The 15260-nt window shown below is 60.1% G+C and carries 16 protein-coding genes and 1 pseudogene; 8 read left to right on the top strand and 9 right to left on the bottom strand.

What is annotated here, in order from left to right; translation table 11 throughout:
- Positions 1-64: 64 nt before the first annotated feature.
- From MHAR_RS14070 to MHAR_RS06660, 5 genes are all read left to right on the top strand, one after another.
- Entirely contained in the window at positions 65-190 is a 126-nt protein-coding gene (locus MHAR_RS14070) for a hypothetical protein (RefSeq protein ID WP_266335501.1), read from the top strand.
- Between the two features lie 131 nt (positions 191-321).
- Positions 322-1137 carry an HAD family hydrolase gene (locus MHAR_RS06645; RefSeq protein ID WP_048144458.1) on the top strand — a complete coding sequence of 272 codons (816 nt, stop codon included), beginning with the start codon at positions 322-324 and terminating at the stop codon, positions 1135-1137.
- Positions 1138-1410: 273 nt separating this feature from the next.
- Complete coding sequence (locus MHAR_RS06650) at positions 1411-1935, top strand: hypothetical protein (RefSeq protein ID WP_228369514.1); 525 nt, start codon at positions 1411-1413, stop codon at positions 1933-1935.
- Between the two features lie 316 nt (positions 1936-2251).
- Positions 2252-3025 (top strand): TIGR01458 family HAD-type hydrolase, encoded by a 774-nt coding sequence (locus MHAR_RS06655; protein WP_048144460.1) that lies wholly within the window; start codon positions 2252-2254, stop codon positions 3023-3025.
- Complete coding sequence (locus MHAR_RS06660) at positions 3022-3585, top strand: M23 family metallopeptidase (protein WP_014586846.1); 564 nt, start codon at positions 3022-3024, stop codon at positions 3583-3585. Before MHAR_RS06655 ends, MHAR_RS06660 begins: the two co-directional genes overlap by 4 nt.
- Positions 3586-3632: 47 nt before the next feature.
- On the opposite strand, the gene MHAR_RS06665 is transcribed toward MHAR_RS06660, so the two are convergent.
- The 3 genes from MHAR_RS06665 to MHAR_RS06675 all read right to left on the bottom strand — a co-directional run bounded on the left by MHAR_RS06665 (position 3633) and on the right by MHAR_RS06675 (position 5276).
- On the bottom strand, positions 3633-4232 hold the full coding sequence (locus MHAR_RS06665) for a DUF2284 domain-containing protein (RefSeq protein ID WP_014586847.1): 600 nt from the start codon (positions 4230-4232) through the stop codon (positions 3633-3635).
- Positions 4232-4648 (bottom strand): hypothetical protein, encoded by a 417-nt coding sequence (locus MHAR_RS06670; protein ID WP_048144461.1) that lies wholly within the window; start codon positions 4646-4648, stop codon positions 4232-4234. Before MHAR_RS06670 ends, MHAR_RS06665 begins: the two co-directional genes overlap by 1 nt.
- A 112-nt stretch (positions 4649-4760) precedes the next feature.
- The gene (locus tag MHAR_RS06675; protein ID WP_014586849.1) at positions 4761-5276 is read right to left on the bottom strand and encodes a helix-turn-helix domain-containing protein; all 516 of its coding nucleotides are present in this window, start codon (positions 5274-5276) and stop codon (positions 4761-4763) included.
- A 106-nt stretch (positions 5277-5382) separates the two neighbouring features.
- Here MHAR_RS06675 and MHAR_RS06680 point away from each other — a divergent pair, with 106 nt between their 5' ends.
- From MHAR_RS06680 to MHAR_RS06690, 3 genes are all read left to right on the top strand, one after another.
- Complete coding sequence (locus MHAR_RS06680) at positions 5383-6375, top strand: ABC transporter substrate-binding protein (RefSeq protein ID WP_014586850.1); 993 nt, start codon at positions 5383-5385, stop codon at positions 6373-6375.
- 42 nt (positions 6376-6417) lie between these two features.
- Entirely contained in the window at positions 6418-7227 is an 810-nt protein-coding gene (locus tag MHAR_RS06685; protein ID WP_014586851.1) for an ABC transporter permease, read from the top strand.
- Positions 7228-7353: 126 nt separating this feature from the next.
- Positions 7354-7674 (top strand): heavy metal-binding domain-containing protein, encoded by a 321-nt coding sequence (locus MHAR_RS06690; protein WP_048144462.1) that lies wholly within the window; start codon positions 7354-7356, stop codon positions 7672-7674.
- 7 nt (positions 7675-7681) lie between these two features.
- On the opposite strand, the gene MHAR_RS06695 is transcribed toward MHAR_RS06690, so the two are convergent.
- The 6 genes and pseudogenes from MHAR_RS06695 to rimI all read right to left on the bottom strand — a co-directional run bounded on the left by MHAR_RS06695 (position 7682) and on the right by rimI (position 15218).
- Positions 7682-8650 carry an EF-Tu/IF-2/RF-3 family GTPase gene (locus MHAR_RS06695; RefSeq protein ID WP_048144463.1) on the bottom strand — a complete coding sequence of 323 codons (969 nt, stop codon included), beginning with the start codon at positions 8648-8650 and terminating at the stop codon, positions 7682-7684.
- 177 nt (positions 8651-8827) lie between these two features.
- Positions 8828-10750 carry a threonine--tRNA ligase gene (locus MHAR_RS06700; protein ID WP_014586854.1) on the bottom strand — a complete coding sequence of 641 codons (1923 nt, stop codon included), beginning with the start codon at positions 10748-10750 and terminating at the stop codon, positions 8828-8830.
- Between the two features lie 149 nt (positions 10751-10899).
- Complete coding sequence (locus MHAR_RS06705; RefSeq protein WP_048144464.1) at positions 10900-11991, bottom strand: right-handed parallel beta-helix repeat-containing protein; 1092 nt, start codon at positions 11989-11991, stop codon at positions 10900-10902.
- A gap of 296 nt (positions 11992-12287) precedes the next feature.
- The gene (locus MHAR_RS06710) at positions 12288-13133 is read right to left on the bottom strand and encodes a hypothetical protein (protein WP_014586856.1); all 846 of its coding nucleotides are present in this window, start codon (positions 13131-13133) and stop codon (positions 12288-12290) included.
- A gap of 409 nt (positions 13134-13542) precedes the next feature.
- Positions 13543-14434 (bottom strand): annotated as a pseudogene (locus tag MHAR_RS06715) (hypothetical protein).
- 313 nt (positions 14435-14747) lie between these two features.
- Positions 14748-15218 (bottom strand): ribosomal protein S18-alanine N-acetyltransferase, encoded by a 471-nt coding sequence (rimI, locus tag MHAR_RS06720; RefSeq protein WP_014586858.1) that lies wholly within the window; start codon positions 15216-15218, stop codon positions 14748-14750.
- Positions 15219-15260 lie beyond the last annotated feature (42 nt).

Consider the following 15260-nt stretch of genomic DNA (forward strand, 5'->3'; position numbering starts at 1 on the left):
TCTAGCCTCCCCCTAAACCACCTCAAGACGGGAGCCCCGGGACGACGACCCTTTGAGGTGATGTATGGGGGCCTCGAAGATGGTCTTGGAGCTGGTCAGGATGAAAAAGGAAAAAAATGGAGGGAGGTATAGGAGGGAGGACTGGCAGCCGACAACTGCCGTATCCTACTACGTCATTTGTCTTATTTAAGGGCTTCGGTCCCCGGGACGAGGGCTCCAGTCTCTGGCAATGCGGCCGATCAAGACGGATGAAGGTCGGGGCCTTCCCCATCTCCTCCGGGACCGACAGTTTGATCTCTCCATCAATTCACAGCCCCTCCGATGTCCGGAGATCTGGCGGTGATATTCGACGTTGCTGGCACCATGCTGGAGATGTACCGGGTGGCGAAGGAGATCTCCCAGGAGGGGCTCTTGGAGGGGATCGTCACAATGGAGCTGGTGATGGAGGGGGGTAGGAGGGCCCTGGTGATCCCCCAGCTCCATCCCGAGGAGGTCCTGGGGGCGCCGCCCCAGATGCCCCTCGCTGTCTTCTTCCGGGGGAGGGAGAGGAATGTAAAGGTGAGCTGCTCCAGGCTTCCCGTTTCCGATGAGGAGGCTCTCTCGGTCCTCCTCCGCTCCGGGGCGGAGGTGGCGAACCTTCAGGAGACCCTGGCCGCGGTCTCCGCCAGATGCCCCGATTTCTACTGCACTGCGGGGCTGATTGTGGACGTCGAGGCGGGGGTGGTGACCCACTCCGTCAGCACCGGAGGTAGGCCCTTTCCTGCCCTGGAGGAGGCATTGGCGGAGCTGGAGGGGATGGGGGCCGATATCTACGTCGCCTCCGGCGACAGCATGCGGAGCCTCTCGGTCCTCACCAGGTGCCGGGGGATAAAGAGGGAGCGGATATACCCCGCCTCCAAGCCCCGCCGCAAAGAGGAGATCGTCGAGGGGCTGAAGGACGATTATAAGCTGGTCGTCATGGTGGGAGACGGCCTCAACGATCGGTACGCCCTGAAGGCGGCAGACCTGGGGGTCCTGACGGTCCAGCAGGAGAGCCGCCCGCCTAAGGAGCTGATGGAGGCGGCGGACGAGGTGATCGACGACATCGGGAAGCTTCCGGGGCTGGTGAGGGAGAGGCTCTCGAGGACGGTGGGATAGAAGCCCCGGGGGCCCATCCCATCGGCCTCCATCCTCTTCCGGAGATCGGCAATCATCCCGTACATTGACAATATTGTGGTCCGATGAATAGGCTGGAAGAATCTCATCCCCAATATTAAAGAAAGCTATTTATACTTGGATTGTGACCACGTTACCTTAAAGTATTTTCGACGCCTCAGGAGAGGGGGACTAGATTGAGAACAAGATGTACGGGGAGATATAAGGGGAATGGAAGTAATGTTTGAAGAACTTTTGGAAGTTTACAAAAACAAAGTGTCAGACAGTGAGCGGGAGCTGGAAGAGAACCGGGCTATGATGGGCCTCATTCTGGCGGTGGAGAACATCTCCAACATGCTGACCGCAAAGCAGCAGGACGTCGATCTCCTGGGGAGGCTCATCGACCAGGTGGACCACCTCTCAAAGGAGGTGGCAGATCTCAAAAGCCAGATGAAGACCAGACATGCGAAGTCCTCCGTCGGCAGGGCTCCCAAGGTCTCCGAAGGAAACGCCCTCGACGGCCACACCGAGACCCTGATAGACCTTTTGAGGGAGCGGCCCGGGAGGTACACCACCAGTGAGCTGGTGGAGATGCTCGGCCTGAATAAGACGACGGTGATAACGGTGATGAAGCGGGCTGTGGATATGGACCCAGCCCACGTCAAGCTCACCCAGGGAAAGAGGAGGAAGCTCTACCTCTCCTACATCCCCGAGGACGATGAGCCGGGGGAGAGGAGGGAGGCGGAGTCCCCCACCGAAGAGGAGGACCGGGTCCGCCTCGAGCTGATGTCCATGACCTGAAGCCCCCTTGCGACCTTCCGACCTGGCATCTCCATCGCCCTCGACGAGGGTAAAAACCCCTCTCTACCGGTTGAGCCGCCTGCTCCCTTCCCTTATCAAGGTCTCCCCTCATCGCCTCCCTCCGAGGAGGATTCATGGGTGGAGAGGCTCTCCCTCCCGCGGCGGCGACGATGGGGAGGGGCCTGCAGCATCTCCCTTCTCCCATCTCTTCTTGTCGCCCCCGGGAGTCTGCCTCCCCTCCTTCGATGGGATAGTTTCTTAGTTCTCGACCGGTCCCTTGAAGAGGGATGAAGGATCACCTCAGATTCCAGGAGGGATGGGAACGATCGATGCTGAGGCCTTTCTGATCGACCTGGACGGGGTCCTCTACGTGGACAAGACCCCCATCCCCGGGGCTAAAGAGGCCCTCGCCCAGCTGGAGGAGAGGGGGTATCGCCGCAGGTTCGTCTCCAACACCACCTCGAAGTCCAGAAGGGGGCTGGCGGGCTTCCTCGGAGCCCTCGGGTTTGAGATCTCCGCCGAGGAGATCTTCACCCCCGCCGTCGCCGCCGCCGGGCGGCTCCGGTCTCGGAATGAGCGGTGCTTCCTCGTTGCGGGGCCGAGCCTCCGGGAGGATTTCGATGAGGCCGGGGTCGGCGTAGCCGAGGAGGGGGTGGATTGCGTGGTGGTGGGGGACGCCGAGGCGGATTTCACCTACGACCGGCTGAACCGGGCCTTCCGGATGGTGATGGAGGGGTCCCGGATCATCGCCCTCGAGAAGGACAGGTACTGGATGGGGGCTGGCGGCCTCACCCTCGCTGCGGGCCCCTTCGTCGCCGCCCTGGAGTACGCCTCGGGGAGAAAGGCGGAGTTGGTGGGGAAGCCCTCCCCCGATTTCTTCGCCCTCGCCCTCCGGGACCTGGGCGCCTCCCCCGAAGAGGCGGCGATGATCGGCGACGACATAAACTCCGACGTCGGCGGGGCAAAGAACGTCGGGATGAAGGGGATTTTGGTGAGGACTGGAAAGTACCGGGAGGAGGCGGTGGCTCCCTCGGGGATCTCTCCCGACCTGATCCTGGGCTCGATCGCGGAGCTCGGGGACCATCTATGAGGCGGATCTCGGCGGCGGAGGGCGGGGCCTGGCCCCTCCCCGGAGTCGAGAGGCTGGTCCCGGCCCCGGGGTCGCCGGGCTCCTTCTGGGAGGATCGGGGAGACCGGCGCCACTGCGGCGTCGACCTCTACGCTCCGGCCGGGTCAAAGGTCGCCTCCATCGGCGAGGCGACCGTCCTGGAGGTGGGGCCCTTCACCAACCCCCGGTCCGTCCCCTACTGGAACGAGACCCTCTACCTCCTCGTCGAGGACGAGGGGGGCCGTTTCTTCAAGCTGGCGGAGCTCGCCAGTGCAGAGGTGAGGGTCGGCGACCGCATAGAATCAGGCCAGATCCTGGGGCGGGTGGGATCGGTGCTGAACCCCATGAAGATCGACGATCGAGCCCCCGCCTACATAAGAGGACTGGAGGACCGGGGGAGGACGGCCATGCTCCACCTGGAGCTCTATGCATCGCGGCCGGAATCCTCGGAGAGGTACCGGGGAGGAAACTGGTTTGGTCCCGGAAGGCCCCGGGGGCTCCTCGACCCCACCGACCTCCTCATCGCCTCCTCCAGAGGATGAGATGAGATAGGAGGGGATGGCCGGCGGGCTCTCCCTGGGATCAGCCTTCAGTCGAGGAGGACGAGGCCGAAGAGGGCGACCCCCTTCGAGTAGGAGTCGAGGACCGCAAGGTCGCATCCTGCCCGCTCCAGGGTGGCGAAGACGTCGATCCCGGAGGCCTCCATGGAGGGGCGGACCTTGTTCTTGTGCCTGCAGCTCCTGACTTCGGTGAGATCGATAGCTCCCTCCCTCTCCTCGGGGATGCAGGTCTCGCAGAAGGTGCAGGGAAGGGCGTTGAACCCGAAGGCCTTGTAGTAGCCTGCGAGGAAGGCGGACCTCTCCAGCTGGAATATCGTCTCGTGGACGGCGTTGATCGACCCCCAGAGGTGGTGGTGGAGGCGTTGGGGCGGGAAGGCGGGGTCCGCCACCGCCTCAAACCTGGCTATGACCCCGACTCTGTACTCCTCCAGCACCCGTTGGGTCTCCTCCGGCGTCGGCGAGTAGGGGGGGCATCCCAGGTGCCTTCCGTAGGCCTGGCAGCCGTACCTGCACTTCAGCCTAACCCAGTTCGCCACCACCACGTCCCCCGCGGATATCTCTCTGAGGTCGGGGTGGACCTCCTGCAGTCTGCTGAAGAGAGCCGCTATGCTGATCTTCTTAACAGCCATTAGGAGTACCACGGGGGCAATGGAAGGCCCAGGAAGCCGACCCAGCCGTCGGAGGTATGATTATATCTTATCATCTGGCTCAGAAGAGTCGTCTGAACCTTTCCCGTAAGCTGGGCCTCGATCCATGGGTCGTCAGAATGACCGCTGCTGCCGTAGGTGCCGGGGTACAGGTAATCCACGGCGTTCGACGATTGATTGACCTTCTCCAGGGTTCCGTTGGCGATGGTCATCCAACGGGGCGTTCCGCCCCAGCTCCATAGGCCGTCCTTTTCGTCGGTAGCCGCCGTGGGCTGGTACGGGAGGTTCTTCAGCCATGCCGCCCCGAAATCTCCTCCGACGCTCACCGGCTCCGCGCCTATGGCGGCGAAGCTGAGAGCGACGAGGGCCAGAAATGCCAATATGCTAACCGTTCTCATAAATAAACCCCACAATACCCTTTATATCGGCTTTTCGGCGCCCCATCGATAAAAGCCTTACGAGATGGATCGGGGGCTTCGACCCTTCCCGCCGTCCGAATAAGACCCCGTCTCATTCGATCTTTCTAGCCGCCACCTCGATGGCCCGGACGAGGCTCTCCCTTGGGATTATCGTCGCCACGGGGATCGATAGGAGCTTCTCCACCGTCGGGCTGACGATTGGAGCACAGACGAGGGCGGCGGCCCCGTCCCTCTCGGCCCGGACGGCGGCGACGATCGCCTCCTCGATGTTCGTCGCCGAGTACTCCCGGAGGACGAGGAGGCGATCGCCGATCCTCGTCCTCTTCTCCTTGATCTCGTCGAGGACCGGCCTGGCGGCGATGACGGCTATGAAGCCGGTCTCGGCCCCTTCGAGATCCCTGATCGTCTTCACTATCTGTCGGAGGGTGGTGATGTTCGGCTCCCGGTGGCCGGACATGATCTTGTAGAGGGTGGACTGGGGTATCGAGGAGACGGCGCTGAACTCCCGGGCGGAGAGCCCCAGCTCCGCCAGGACCTCCTTCATAGCCTCCCGGAGCTTCTCGTCGGAGGCGAAGGCCGCCCTCATCAACTTCTCGGCGTATGTCATCTAATTGTAGAATAATTTCTAAATATTAGTACTTTTGGGATGAAATATCGGCCATGCCGGAAAATGCTATATATTTACCCCCTCCTCCCTCCTCTGGTGATGACCTTTGAGGAGAGATCTTATTCTCGCAGCCCTGGCGGTGGGCCTCGTCGCCCTCATCGCCCTCGGCTGCCTAGGCACCGATTCGGATAAGGCAAAGATTACGACTTTGCGGATCGGCTACCAGCCCAGCACCCATCAGGTCGCTGAGATGGTGGCGATGGAGGAGGGATGGTGGCTTGCGGACCTGAAGCCCTTCGGGATCGAGGAGGTGAAGGACTTCGAGTTCCCCTCAGGCCCTCCTGAGATGCAGGCGATGCTCGGAGGAAGCCTGGACATAGCCTACGTAGGCGCCGCCCCGCCCATCAGCGCCATAGCCCAGGGGCTCGACGCCAAGATCGTCGCCGCCGTCCAGAAGAACGGGTCTGACCTGGTGGTGAGGCCTGAGGTGGCGTACGATGGTCCGAAGTCCCTGGTCGGTCGGACGGTCGCCACCTTCCCGCCGGGGTCGATCCAGGATACCGTCTTCAGGAAATGGCTCCTGGATAACGGGGTCGATCCAGACGGACTGGACATAAAGTCGATGGACCCTGGGGCCGCCGTCACCGCCATCTCGGCTAAAAGGGTCGACGCCGTCTTCCTCCCCCACCCTGCGCCCTCGATCATCGAGCTGGCCGGCAATGGCAAAGCCGTCGTTGCCTCGGGAGAGATGTGGCCCGACCACGCCTGCTGTTGCCTCGTCGTCAGCGGCAAATTGATGAGGGAGGAGCCGGAGCTGGTGGAGCAGATCATCAAAACCCACATCAGGGCCACGGAGTTCATCAACGAGAACCCCGAGAGGGCTGCTGCGATATACACCGCCAAGACCAATCAGAACCTGACGGTGATAGAGCACTCCATCAGGAGCTGGGACGGAGCCTGGATCAGCGATCCTCACCAGATCATCCCGTCGGTGACGGAGTTTGCCCGGGTCAACTACGAGCTGGGCTACACCGGGGGCAAGCTCCTCGGTGTGGACGACCTCTTCGACACCACCTTCTACGACCGGGTGGCGAGCTGAGGAGGAGAGATGGGACGATTGGCACCTGGTAGGAGAGAGGATGTGGATAGATCGGATTCGCCCCTGGTTGAGAGGGTGAGGGATGGGATCGCAGATCACGGGGTTGAAGCCCTATCGGTGATGGGGCTCATCGTCGTCTGGCAGCTTTTGGCCGCCGCCATAGCAAACCCCCTCAAGCTCCCGAGCTTCTTCCAGGTAGTCGACGCCCTCCTCCGCCAGTGGGAGACGATCCTCTGGGTGGACCTCCGGGTGAGCCTCATTCACTTCTCCATGGGGATGGCGGCTGGGCTTCTGGTGGCGCTCCCCATAGGGATGGCCATGGGATGGTCCCGGGTCGCCGACCGGGTCTTCGACCCCATCGTCGAGCTGATCCGGCCGATCCCGCCCCTCGCCTGGATCCCCTTTGCCATCATCTGGTTCGGCCTGACGCCCCAGGCGGCGGGGTTCATAGTCTTCGTGGGGGCGGTCTTCCCGATCCTGATCAACTCCTACGTCGGCTTTAGAAGCGTCCCCAGGATCTACGTCGAGTCGGCGATGGTCCTGGGGGCTACCCGGAACCGGGACCTCATCAGGTACGTCGCCATCCCCTCGGCCCTGCCGTCGATAGCAGCCGGCATCAGGATCGCCATGGGGATCGCCTGGATGTGCATCGTCGCCGCCGAGATGTTCGGGGCTTCGACGAGGAGCGGCCTCGGCTACCGGCTCTGGGACTACTACTCCCTCCACATGATGGATCTGGTATTCCTCTACATGATCGTCCTCGGCCTTTTGGGCCTCCTCATCGATCGGACCTTCAGGTTCGTCGTCCAGGAGAGGCTCCTCCGCTGGCAGGAGGGGCTCCGGCAGAACTGAGGGGAGGGTCCGATCCCTCCCCCCTTCAGCCCTTTTTTTATACCATACCTCGATAGAGCCCTCGAAGGGGGATGATCCCGGCCTCCATCGTCAGGATGATTAACAACGAGGTAGTCAGGGGATGTCATGTTGATATCAACCACCCCCAGCGTAGATGGCAAGCGAGTTGTCAAGTACTTCGGCATCGTCAGCGGCGAGGCGATCCTCGGCGCCAACATCTTCAAGGACCTCTTCGCCGGGATCAGGGACATCGTCGGCGGAAGGTCCGGGGCTTATGAGAAGGAGCTCCGGCGGGCGAAGGAGATCGCCCTCTCGGAGATGGAGGAGGAGGCGGCGAGGCTCGGCGCCAACGCCGTCCTCTCCGTAGACCTCGACTATGAGACCCTCGGCCAGAACGGCGGGATGCTGATGGTCTCCGCCAGCGGGACCGCCGTCCTGGTGGAGTGAGCCGCCTTTAAGGAAGCTCCAGGATCCCGGCGATCCGGAGCTTGCTCCCCTCCAGCGGGCAGATGACGGCCCGGTCGCCGGGCCGGTATACCAGGGGCTTCTCCAGCTCCAGCTTCAGAAGGGGCCTCCTCCAGTCCTCCCCCGCCTCGACGGAGGCCACCCTCGCCGGGAGGAACTGCATCCAGTGGCCGATGTGAAGGACCATCCCCTCCTTGAGGGGGGCGGGCCAGTAGCGGATCAGCTCGGCCCTGGCGGATAGGCTCGATTCCGATCTGAGGGCCTCGTCGCTGGCGAGGACGTCGCCCCGGTCCAGCTCATCGGCCTCTATGTTCTTGAGGGCGATCCCCGCCCTGTCGCCGGCCCGGGCCCAGTCGAAGTCGTCGTCGTGCTTCTGGATCGACCGGACCTGAGCGGTCCTATCGCCCGGGAGGACCCGGAGGGTCTCGTGCTTTCTGATGACCCCCTCGGCCATGGTGCCGAGGACGACGGTCCCTATCCCCCGGACGTTGAAGAAGTGGTCGACGGGGATCGCGCCCCCCCGCTCCTCCGGGGACGGGGTAGCCTCCTGGAGCTTGTCCGCCTCGTCGAGGAGCCTCTCCCGGAGGGCGATGGGGTCGTCATCGATCTGCTCGTACTCCGCCAGGACCGTCCCCTTGATGACGGGGTTGACCCTCCCCGGGTCGAGGTAGTTTCGGAGGATGATGTACCCCTCCCTTATCCCGAGGGCCTGGAGCATGATTACGCCCTCGCCGAAGGCGGCGTCGATCGCATCGACGACTAGAACCGCTTTTTTGGCGAGGGATGCCGCAAAGAAGAGGGGGGCGAGCCTTTCGGGGTAGCGCGTCGGCTCGACGATGGTGACGGTGCTCTCGCCCCGCTTCAGGTTGTAGAAGGTGATGTCGGTGGAGGTTCCCTTCTTCCCGACCTCTTTGGCGTAGCCCTGGGGACCGAGGATCGCCACGTTCAGATTTGCCATAGATCGCCCGAAATATGCTGGATGATAATAGGCTTTGCGGTGGGTTCCAGGAGACCCCCCGGCCGAAGGCCCCTCTTCCTTCAGAGGAGGAGGGTGGGTGGGGGGGTCGAGGCCTCCGATTTCAGGCCAGAACCTTTTGAGAGATTCTAGAGGAGGAGGGCGGGGCCCCACCACCCTTCAGATGAACCGGGGCCTCTCCGAGAGCTTCACCGGGAGGGGTAGCCTCTTGGTGGGCTTTCCCGCCGTCTCGGCCGCAATCCTCGCCCGGAGGTCGTCGATGGTCATCTCGACTTTGAAAGGCTTCTTCGGCTCCGACTCGGCCCGAACGGTGACCGCGAGCCTTCCCGACTCGAGTTCATCGTCTCCGATGACGACGACGTAGGGCACCCACTCCCGGCCCGCGTCCCGGATCTTCTTTCCGACGGTCTCGTCCCGGTCGTCGACGTCCGTCCTGAAGCCTATCGCCCCAGCGACCTCTTCGGCCCGGGGCTGGTGGCGCTCCGCCACGGGGATCACCCTCACCTGGGTCGGCGATAGCCAGGTCGCCAGCATCGGGACCTTCCCCTCGGTGGAGACCCGATGGGCCTTCTCCAGGAGGGCGTACATCAGCCGCTCGATGGCTCCGGAGGGGGAGCAGTGGAGGATGATCGGCCGCCGGAGGGCGCCCTCGGGATCGGTGTAGTCGATCTCGTAACGGTCGGCGTTCTCGACGTCGATCTGGACCGTCGAGAGGGCGGAGGCCTTGTCGAGGGCGTCGACGAAGTTGAACTCGAACTTGAGGACGAAGTAGAAGAACCGCTCCTCCCACATCTCGATGAGGACGGGCTTGTTTACGATCCCGACGAGCCCCTCGACGAACTCCCGGTTCTCCTCGTAGAACTCCTTTGTGAACCTGATCGCCACCTCGTAGTCGTCGAGGTCGAGGCCCGCCTCTTTGAGGACCGAGATCGAGGTCCGATACTGATTCTCAAACTCTCGGGTCGCTTCCGCCATGTCGGCGCAGAGGGTGTGCATGTCGGGCATGGTGAAGGCCCGGAGCCGCCGGAGGCCCACCAGCTCTCCGCGCTGCTCCCGCCGGAAGGAGTAGCGGGTCATCTCGATCATCTTGAGGGGGAGGGACCTGTAGGAGAGGGTCATGTCGTGGCTCATCAGAAACTGGCCGAAGCAGGCGGCAAACCGAAGGAAGAAGCTCCTCTTCTCTGCCTCGATGGAGTACTGCCTCGCCGGGAACCTGTCCAGGTACTTCTTGAGGGTGGGGTGGAACATGTCGTACATGATGGGGGTCTCCACCTCCATCGCCCCCATCTCCGCCGCCCTCTCCAGGACGTAAGACTCCAGAAGGGACTTGACGAGCCTCCCCTTGGGGTAGTACCTCATGTTCCCCGAGTCGGAGCCGGGCTCGTAGTCGACCAGTTCGAGCCGTCTCATCAGCTCCACGTGGGGCGGGACGGCCTCGACGGCCCTGCTCTTGGATATCTCGTAGTTGACGAACTTCTTCAGGTTCTCATGTCCCGAGAAGTCGAAATTATCGGGCTCGAAGATCTTCCCGCCAGGGGTCATTACCCTCCAGATGGAGACGGCCTTCTCCTCGGCCTTGAGCGCCTCCGAGACGACCTCCTCCCTCTCCTGGGGCCTAGCTCCCACGGCGGTCCCCGGCGGCGCCGCGCCGCTGGCCCCTTCGCCGATCCTGATGGACCGGGATAGCTCCGAGAGGGGATGGCCCTTGCAGCTGAGCCTGAAGGCCTTGTACCAGCCGAAGGGCGCCCTCGCCACCTCGCGATCCTGCCGGAGGGCTTCCTCCAGCCCCCGGAGGACCTCGACGGCGGCCTTGGGGGCGGAGAGCTGGGAGCTGAGGTGGGCGTAGGGGTAGAGCATGATCCTCTCCGCCTTGACCTGTTCAGCGACGGAGGCGATCTCCTTTGCGCCCGCGGCGATCGCCGCCGGGATATCGATCTCGTCCATCTTCTCGACGGCGATGAAGGCGCAGAGGGCCTCCTCCAGCCGTCCCGACTTCTCCCTCTCTTCCACCTTCTCGGCGACGGGGGTCGGCCTCTTCGCCTCAAACTCTATGTAATCGGAATGGATCAACAGCAGCTGCAACGAGAACCACCTTCGTTCAGCCAGCTACAGAAGGGGCCATCTAGTTCAACCTTTCGACAGGGGTTGGAGAGATGAGGTAAGTTATCCAGTGAGGGCAAATTGGACAAGGTGCTCGCCCCCTTAACCAGCTTTGAACCTGATCCGTTCTTTCAGACGGCAGGCACCCCGATCGAACCGAAGATTTCATCAGGTTCTCCTCCTGTGCAGGAGTAGTTCTCGCAGCGGCCTATCAGCGGAAATCGGTCCTCTCCACCCTCGAAGCGGTGAGGTGAATCCCCGATTCCATCGCCTTCGGCGTCGTGTCCGGAGTAAACTGACCAGAAGTTTCCAAGGTAGGCCGTGAAGTTATTTCCCCCATATCTGTAGACTATCGGCTCGGGAGAATGCCAGAAGGATGTTGAATTCCTCGAAAAGGGGTCATTCTTGTTCTCATCGAAGTTGTTCAAGTAGATCAAATTGCCGCTGGAATGATATATCTTGAGCCCCGAATCTGCGTTGTCGGTCAGGTTGTTCTGCACAATCTTATTTTTATTGGATCTAAATAGGGCAATGCTGCAACCCTCCGGCCCTCCCGTGGCGGTGTTACCTTTAACAAAGTTGCAGTTGCTGGAATCAAGGTAGATGCCCCTCCCCAACCATGAGCGGTCTTGGGCGACGTTTCCGACTATGACGTTGTTGTCTGACTCCAGAAGATGGATGCCATTTCCACCCCATCCGCCCCTTAAGCAGTTGTCTTTGAGTATGTTGTTCTCACAGATGTTGAAGAAAACGGCCGTCCCCATAAAACCGCTGCATTCGACATGGTTCTGGGATATGTTGTTCTCTTTTGACCGTGTCAGACAAATCCCAAATCCAGAGTTGCGGATTACGTTCTCCCGGATTATGTTCCCGTCAGAGATCACATCTATTCCAAGATCCGTCAACCTGAACCCCTCAAAAGTTATCCCGTCTTCGATCAAGGTTATTGCGCCGTAGCTTCCATCTGACAACAAGAGCGGTTTCCCTTCGCCGGAATCTACGCCCCGCAAAGTGAGCCGCTTGTCGATGACGAGATCTTCGTTATAGGTGCCGCTCATCACTTCTATGACGTCTCCAGGCAGAGCCTCGCGAATAGCGGCCTGGATGTTCTCCCCCGGCCCGACGGTGATGTTCGCTGCCCCAGCCAATCCGAAGAGATATAAAATAACCGCCAATACGCCCAGAAGGGCAAAGGTTATTGGATGATGCATACTGATCTTCATTCAGATCAGCTTTCCATTGTTATATAGTTAAAATTTACGCTGTAAAGGAACGTTCAACGTTTTAAGGATTCGATAAATCCAATTTAAAGCTATCTTTATTTCAACTATATTTTAATGACTTAAACACATAGATATGTATGATCAAAGCTCCTCGTCCTCCCGATTTGAGCTACATGATGTATCAACTCCCCAAGAATCAGATGGCAGAAATCCGGGCAATTTTATGAGGGGTAGCCAAAAAGGAAGGTGGGAGCCGCCCCGATATTCGTTTCGGGGCAGCTTAACGAGTCCTTAATTTAGATGCAGGGCAGCCAGTCGACCTTGACTTCGCCGCAGGTTCCGTTGCCCCAGAGCTGGATGAACTTCTCGATGGAGAAGACGCCCGTCAGATCCTCGACGGAGCGGCCCCACTCGTAGTGCCTCCCCTTGCAGTTGACGCTGACGTCCTTGGAGAGCCAGCCGATGTGGGCGACGCCGATGACGTTGGAGTTGAAGTTCGCCTCCAGGGCTCCGGTGCAGTCGCCGCAGCCGTAGCAGCCGTCCTCGCCACAGTATGGCACCCCATTTGTGGGGTCAGAGTTCAATACCCTCCCCCTCCACCAAGGCCATATACCACAGTCGCGCCTGGTCTTCACCTCGGTGTTCTTCTGGAGGTGCTCGGCGTGGGTGTACATCTCGACGACTACGGCTCCGATGTAGTAGTTCTGGACGCAGAGCTTCTCGATCCACTTCTGGTCGTAGGTGCCGGTCTGGTAGCTGACAGGCATGTACTCAAACTCGGCCTCCTTGTTGAAGTTGATGTAGTCGACGCAGCAGCAGGGATCGTTCCACCCCTCGATGATGCAGGGGTCGGGTCGACAGGCCCAATAGGGGTTTCCGCACGGGCAGTCCCAGCAGCACCAGGGTCCGAAGGGGTCCCTCTCGGCCTCGATCTCGGTCCTCTCGGTGATGACGTTTCCGCTTCCAGACTCCTTCTCGACCAGCTTGTTTCCGTTGAGGCCGGGCTGGGTCTGGATTATGGTCTCTACGTTCTTGTAGCCAACGCCCTTGATGTTGGCCTTCTCGTACATGTAGTTGGCAGCGCCTGCCATGCCGACAACCGCCATGCAGAGGAGGAGCAGTACCGCTAGTTTTCTCTTCAATTAATCCCTCCAAAAAACTCTCAGAGATCTCAATATAAATAGATTAACATCATGGAATTTTCGCATTGGGGATCGAACATATAATTTTATCAAGATATGATCATCGCTTATAAAGTCTCGATGCTAACGATAATCAGTCAGTAAATACAATAACTTATAATAAAATTATCTCAACTGCCGGATGTATCGCGATTGATCGGCGCAGAATAACTGGATATGTTTGTGGTGCAGCATGATGAAAACCAATACCCCTCAGCCCAAAGTCTTTTGTAGACCACAGATATGCCAAAGTTTTGCGCGACGGCTGGATCGGCCGGACGATCTGCTTTAACTATATCGATCGGTCAAAATAAAGAGGTGGGTGGCCGCCCCGGTCGGCTATCGAGGCAGCCTAACGAGTTCTTCGAATTCAGATGCAGGGCAGCCAGTCGACCCTGACTTCGCCGCAGGTTCCGTTGCCCCAGAGCTGGATGAACTTCTCGATGGAGAAGACGCCCGTCAGGTCCTCGACGGAGCGGCCCCACTCGTAGTGCCTCCCCTTGCAGTTGACGCTGACGTCCTTGGATAGCCAGCCGATGTGGGCGACGCCGATGACGTTGGAGTTGAAGTTCGCCTCCAGGGCTCCGGTGCAGTCGCCGCAGCCGTAGCAGCCGTCAGCGCCGCAGTATGCTATATGATTTATTCTCGCCTTGAGGCTCCGGAGGCAGTGGAGGCAGTGGAGGGTCCGGAGGCAGTGGAGGCAGTGGAGGCTGCGGAGGCAGAGGAAGCCACGAGTTGCAATCGCGCCTGGTCTTCACCTCGGTGTTCTTCTGGAGGTGCTCGGCATGGGTATACATCTCGACGACTACGGCTCCGATGTAGTAGTTCTGGACGCAGAGCTTCTCGATCCACTTCTGGTCGTAGGTGCCGGTCTGGTAGCTGACAGGCATGTACTCAAACTCGGCCTCCTTGTTGAAGTTGATGTAGTCGACGCAGCAGCAGGGATCGTTCCAGCCCTCGATGATGCATTCGCCAGGTGGACAGGCAAAATAGTCAGATCCACACTCGTCCCAGCAACACCATGGTCCGAAGGGGTCCCTCTCGGCCTCGATCTCGGTCCTCTCGGTGATGACGTTTCCGCTTCCAGACTCCTTCTCGACCAGCTTGTTTCCGTTGAGGCCGGGCTGGGTCTGGATTATGGTCTCTACGTTCTTGTAGCCAACGCCCTTGACGTTGGCCTTCTCGTACATGTAGTTGGCAGCGCCTGCCATGCCGACAACCGCCATGCAGAGGAGGAGCAGTACCGCTAGTTCTCTCTTCAATCAATTCCTCCAATCGTTCCTGCTGATGAAGAATATAAAAACTTTTACCTAGCCTCCTCAATTTTGATCGGAGCTTGAGTTGGGGCATCTTCGTTATGCCCCCAAATTATCCTCGCCTCAGAAGTCTGCCACGGCCTCGAAAAGCATTAAATTAAAAAATATAACTTTATAATATATATTTATCCGGAAGCTCTTCCGCCATAAGAAGGCCGAATGAATGTAAGAATTTACAAAACTTCCTACGACAAAAGAAACTGAAATAGTATCGGGTCTCCTCTCGACCCTTTAACTCGGTGGAATATCTGCGCGACGACTATAGCGACCTCCTCATGATGATCGCCCCCTCGCCGTCGGGGTAGTAGTTCTTGGCGGTGGTGAAGATCTCAAACCCCAGGTCGACGTAAAGCCCCTGGGCCCGCTTGTTCGTCGCCCTCACCTCCAGGATGACATCGACGACCCCGAGCCTCCGGAAGATCTCCAGAAGCTCCATCAAGAGGCGTCTGCCGACCCCCCGCCCCCGGTATCCGGACCTCACCGCTATCCAGAAGACCCTCCCCTCCAGGGGCGACTGCCTGAACCCCAGGACCATCCCTACGATCCTGCCGCCCTCCTCCGCCACCAGGAAGGATGTGGGGTAGTTCTCGTAGAAGTAGGTGAGAAGGTACGGGTCGTGCCCTCCCCCCGCCTCGGCGTCCAAGGCGACCGCCTCGGAGTAGTCGGGAGGCTCAAACCTCCTGATCTTTACTCCGCCCTTTATCTTCCCACCAACTTCCATCTCTTTCATACCGGGCAACTCAGCCCTGGGCCTCAAGATAAAAATAGCTTA

The organism is Methanothrix harundinacea 6Ac, assembly GCF_000235565.1.
Taxonomy (GTDB): domain Archaea; phylum Halobacteriota; class Methanosarcinia; order Methanotrichales; family Methanotrichaceae; genus Methanocrinis; species Methanocrinis harundinaceus.

Excerpts from the sequence above, each read along its gene's own strand:
- MHAR_RS14070 (WP_266335501.1), top strand. The coding sequence starts at position 65 with ATGGGGGCCTCGAAGATGGTCTTGGAGCTGGTCAGGATGAAAAAGGAA.
- MHAR_RS06645 (WP_048144458.1), top strand. The coding sequence starts at position 322 with ATGTCCGGAGATCTGGCGGTGATATTCGACGTTGCTGGCACCATGCTG.
- MHAR_RS06655 (WP_048144460.1), top strand. The coding sequence starts at position 2,252 with ATGGGAACGATCGATGCTGAGGCCTTTCTGATCGACCTGGACGGGGTC.
- MHAR_RS06660 (WP_014586846.1), top strand. The coding sequence starts at position 3,022 with ATGAGGCGGATCTCGGCGGCGGAGGGCGGGGCCTGGCCCCTCCCCGGA.
- MHAR_RS06665 (WP_014586847.1), bottom strand. The coding sequence starts at position 4,232 with ATGGCTGTTAAGAAGATCAGCATAGCGGCTCTCTTCAGCAGACTGCAG.
- MHAR_RS06670 (WP_048144461.1), bottom strand. The coding sequence starts at position 4,648 with ATGAGAACGGTTAGCATATTGGCATTTCTGGCCCTCGTCGCTCTCAGC.
- MHAR_RS06675 (WP_014586849.1), bottom strand. The coding sequence starts at position 5,276 with ATGACATACGCCGAGAAGTTGATGAGGGCGGCCTTCGCCTCCGACGAG.
- MHAR_RS06690 (WP_048144462.1), top strand. The coding sequence starts at position 7,354 with ATGTTGATATCAACCACCCCCAGCGTAGATGGCAAGCGAGTTGTCAAG.
- MHAR_RS06695 (WP_048144463.1), bottom strand. The coding sequence starts at position 8,650 with ATGGCAAATCTGAACGTGGCGATCCTCGGTCCCCAGGGCTACGCCAAA.
- MHAR_RS06705 (WP_048144464.1), bottom strand. The coding sequence starts at position 11,991 with ATGAAGATCAGTATGCATCATCCAATAACCTTTGCCCTTCTGGGCGTA.
- rimI (WP_014586858.1), bottom strand. The coding sequence starts at position 15,218 with ATGAAAGAGATGGAAGTTGGTGGGAAGATAAAGGGCGGAGTAAAGATC.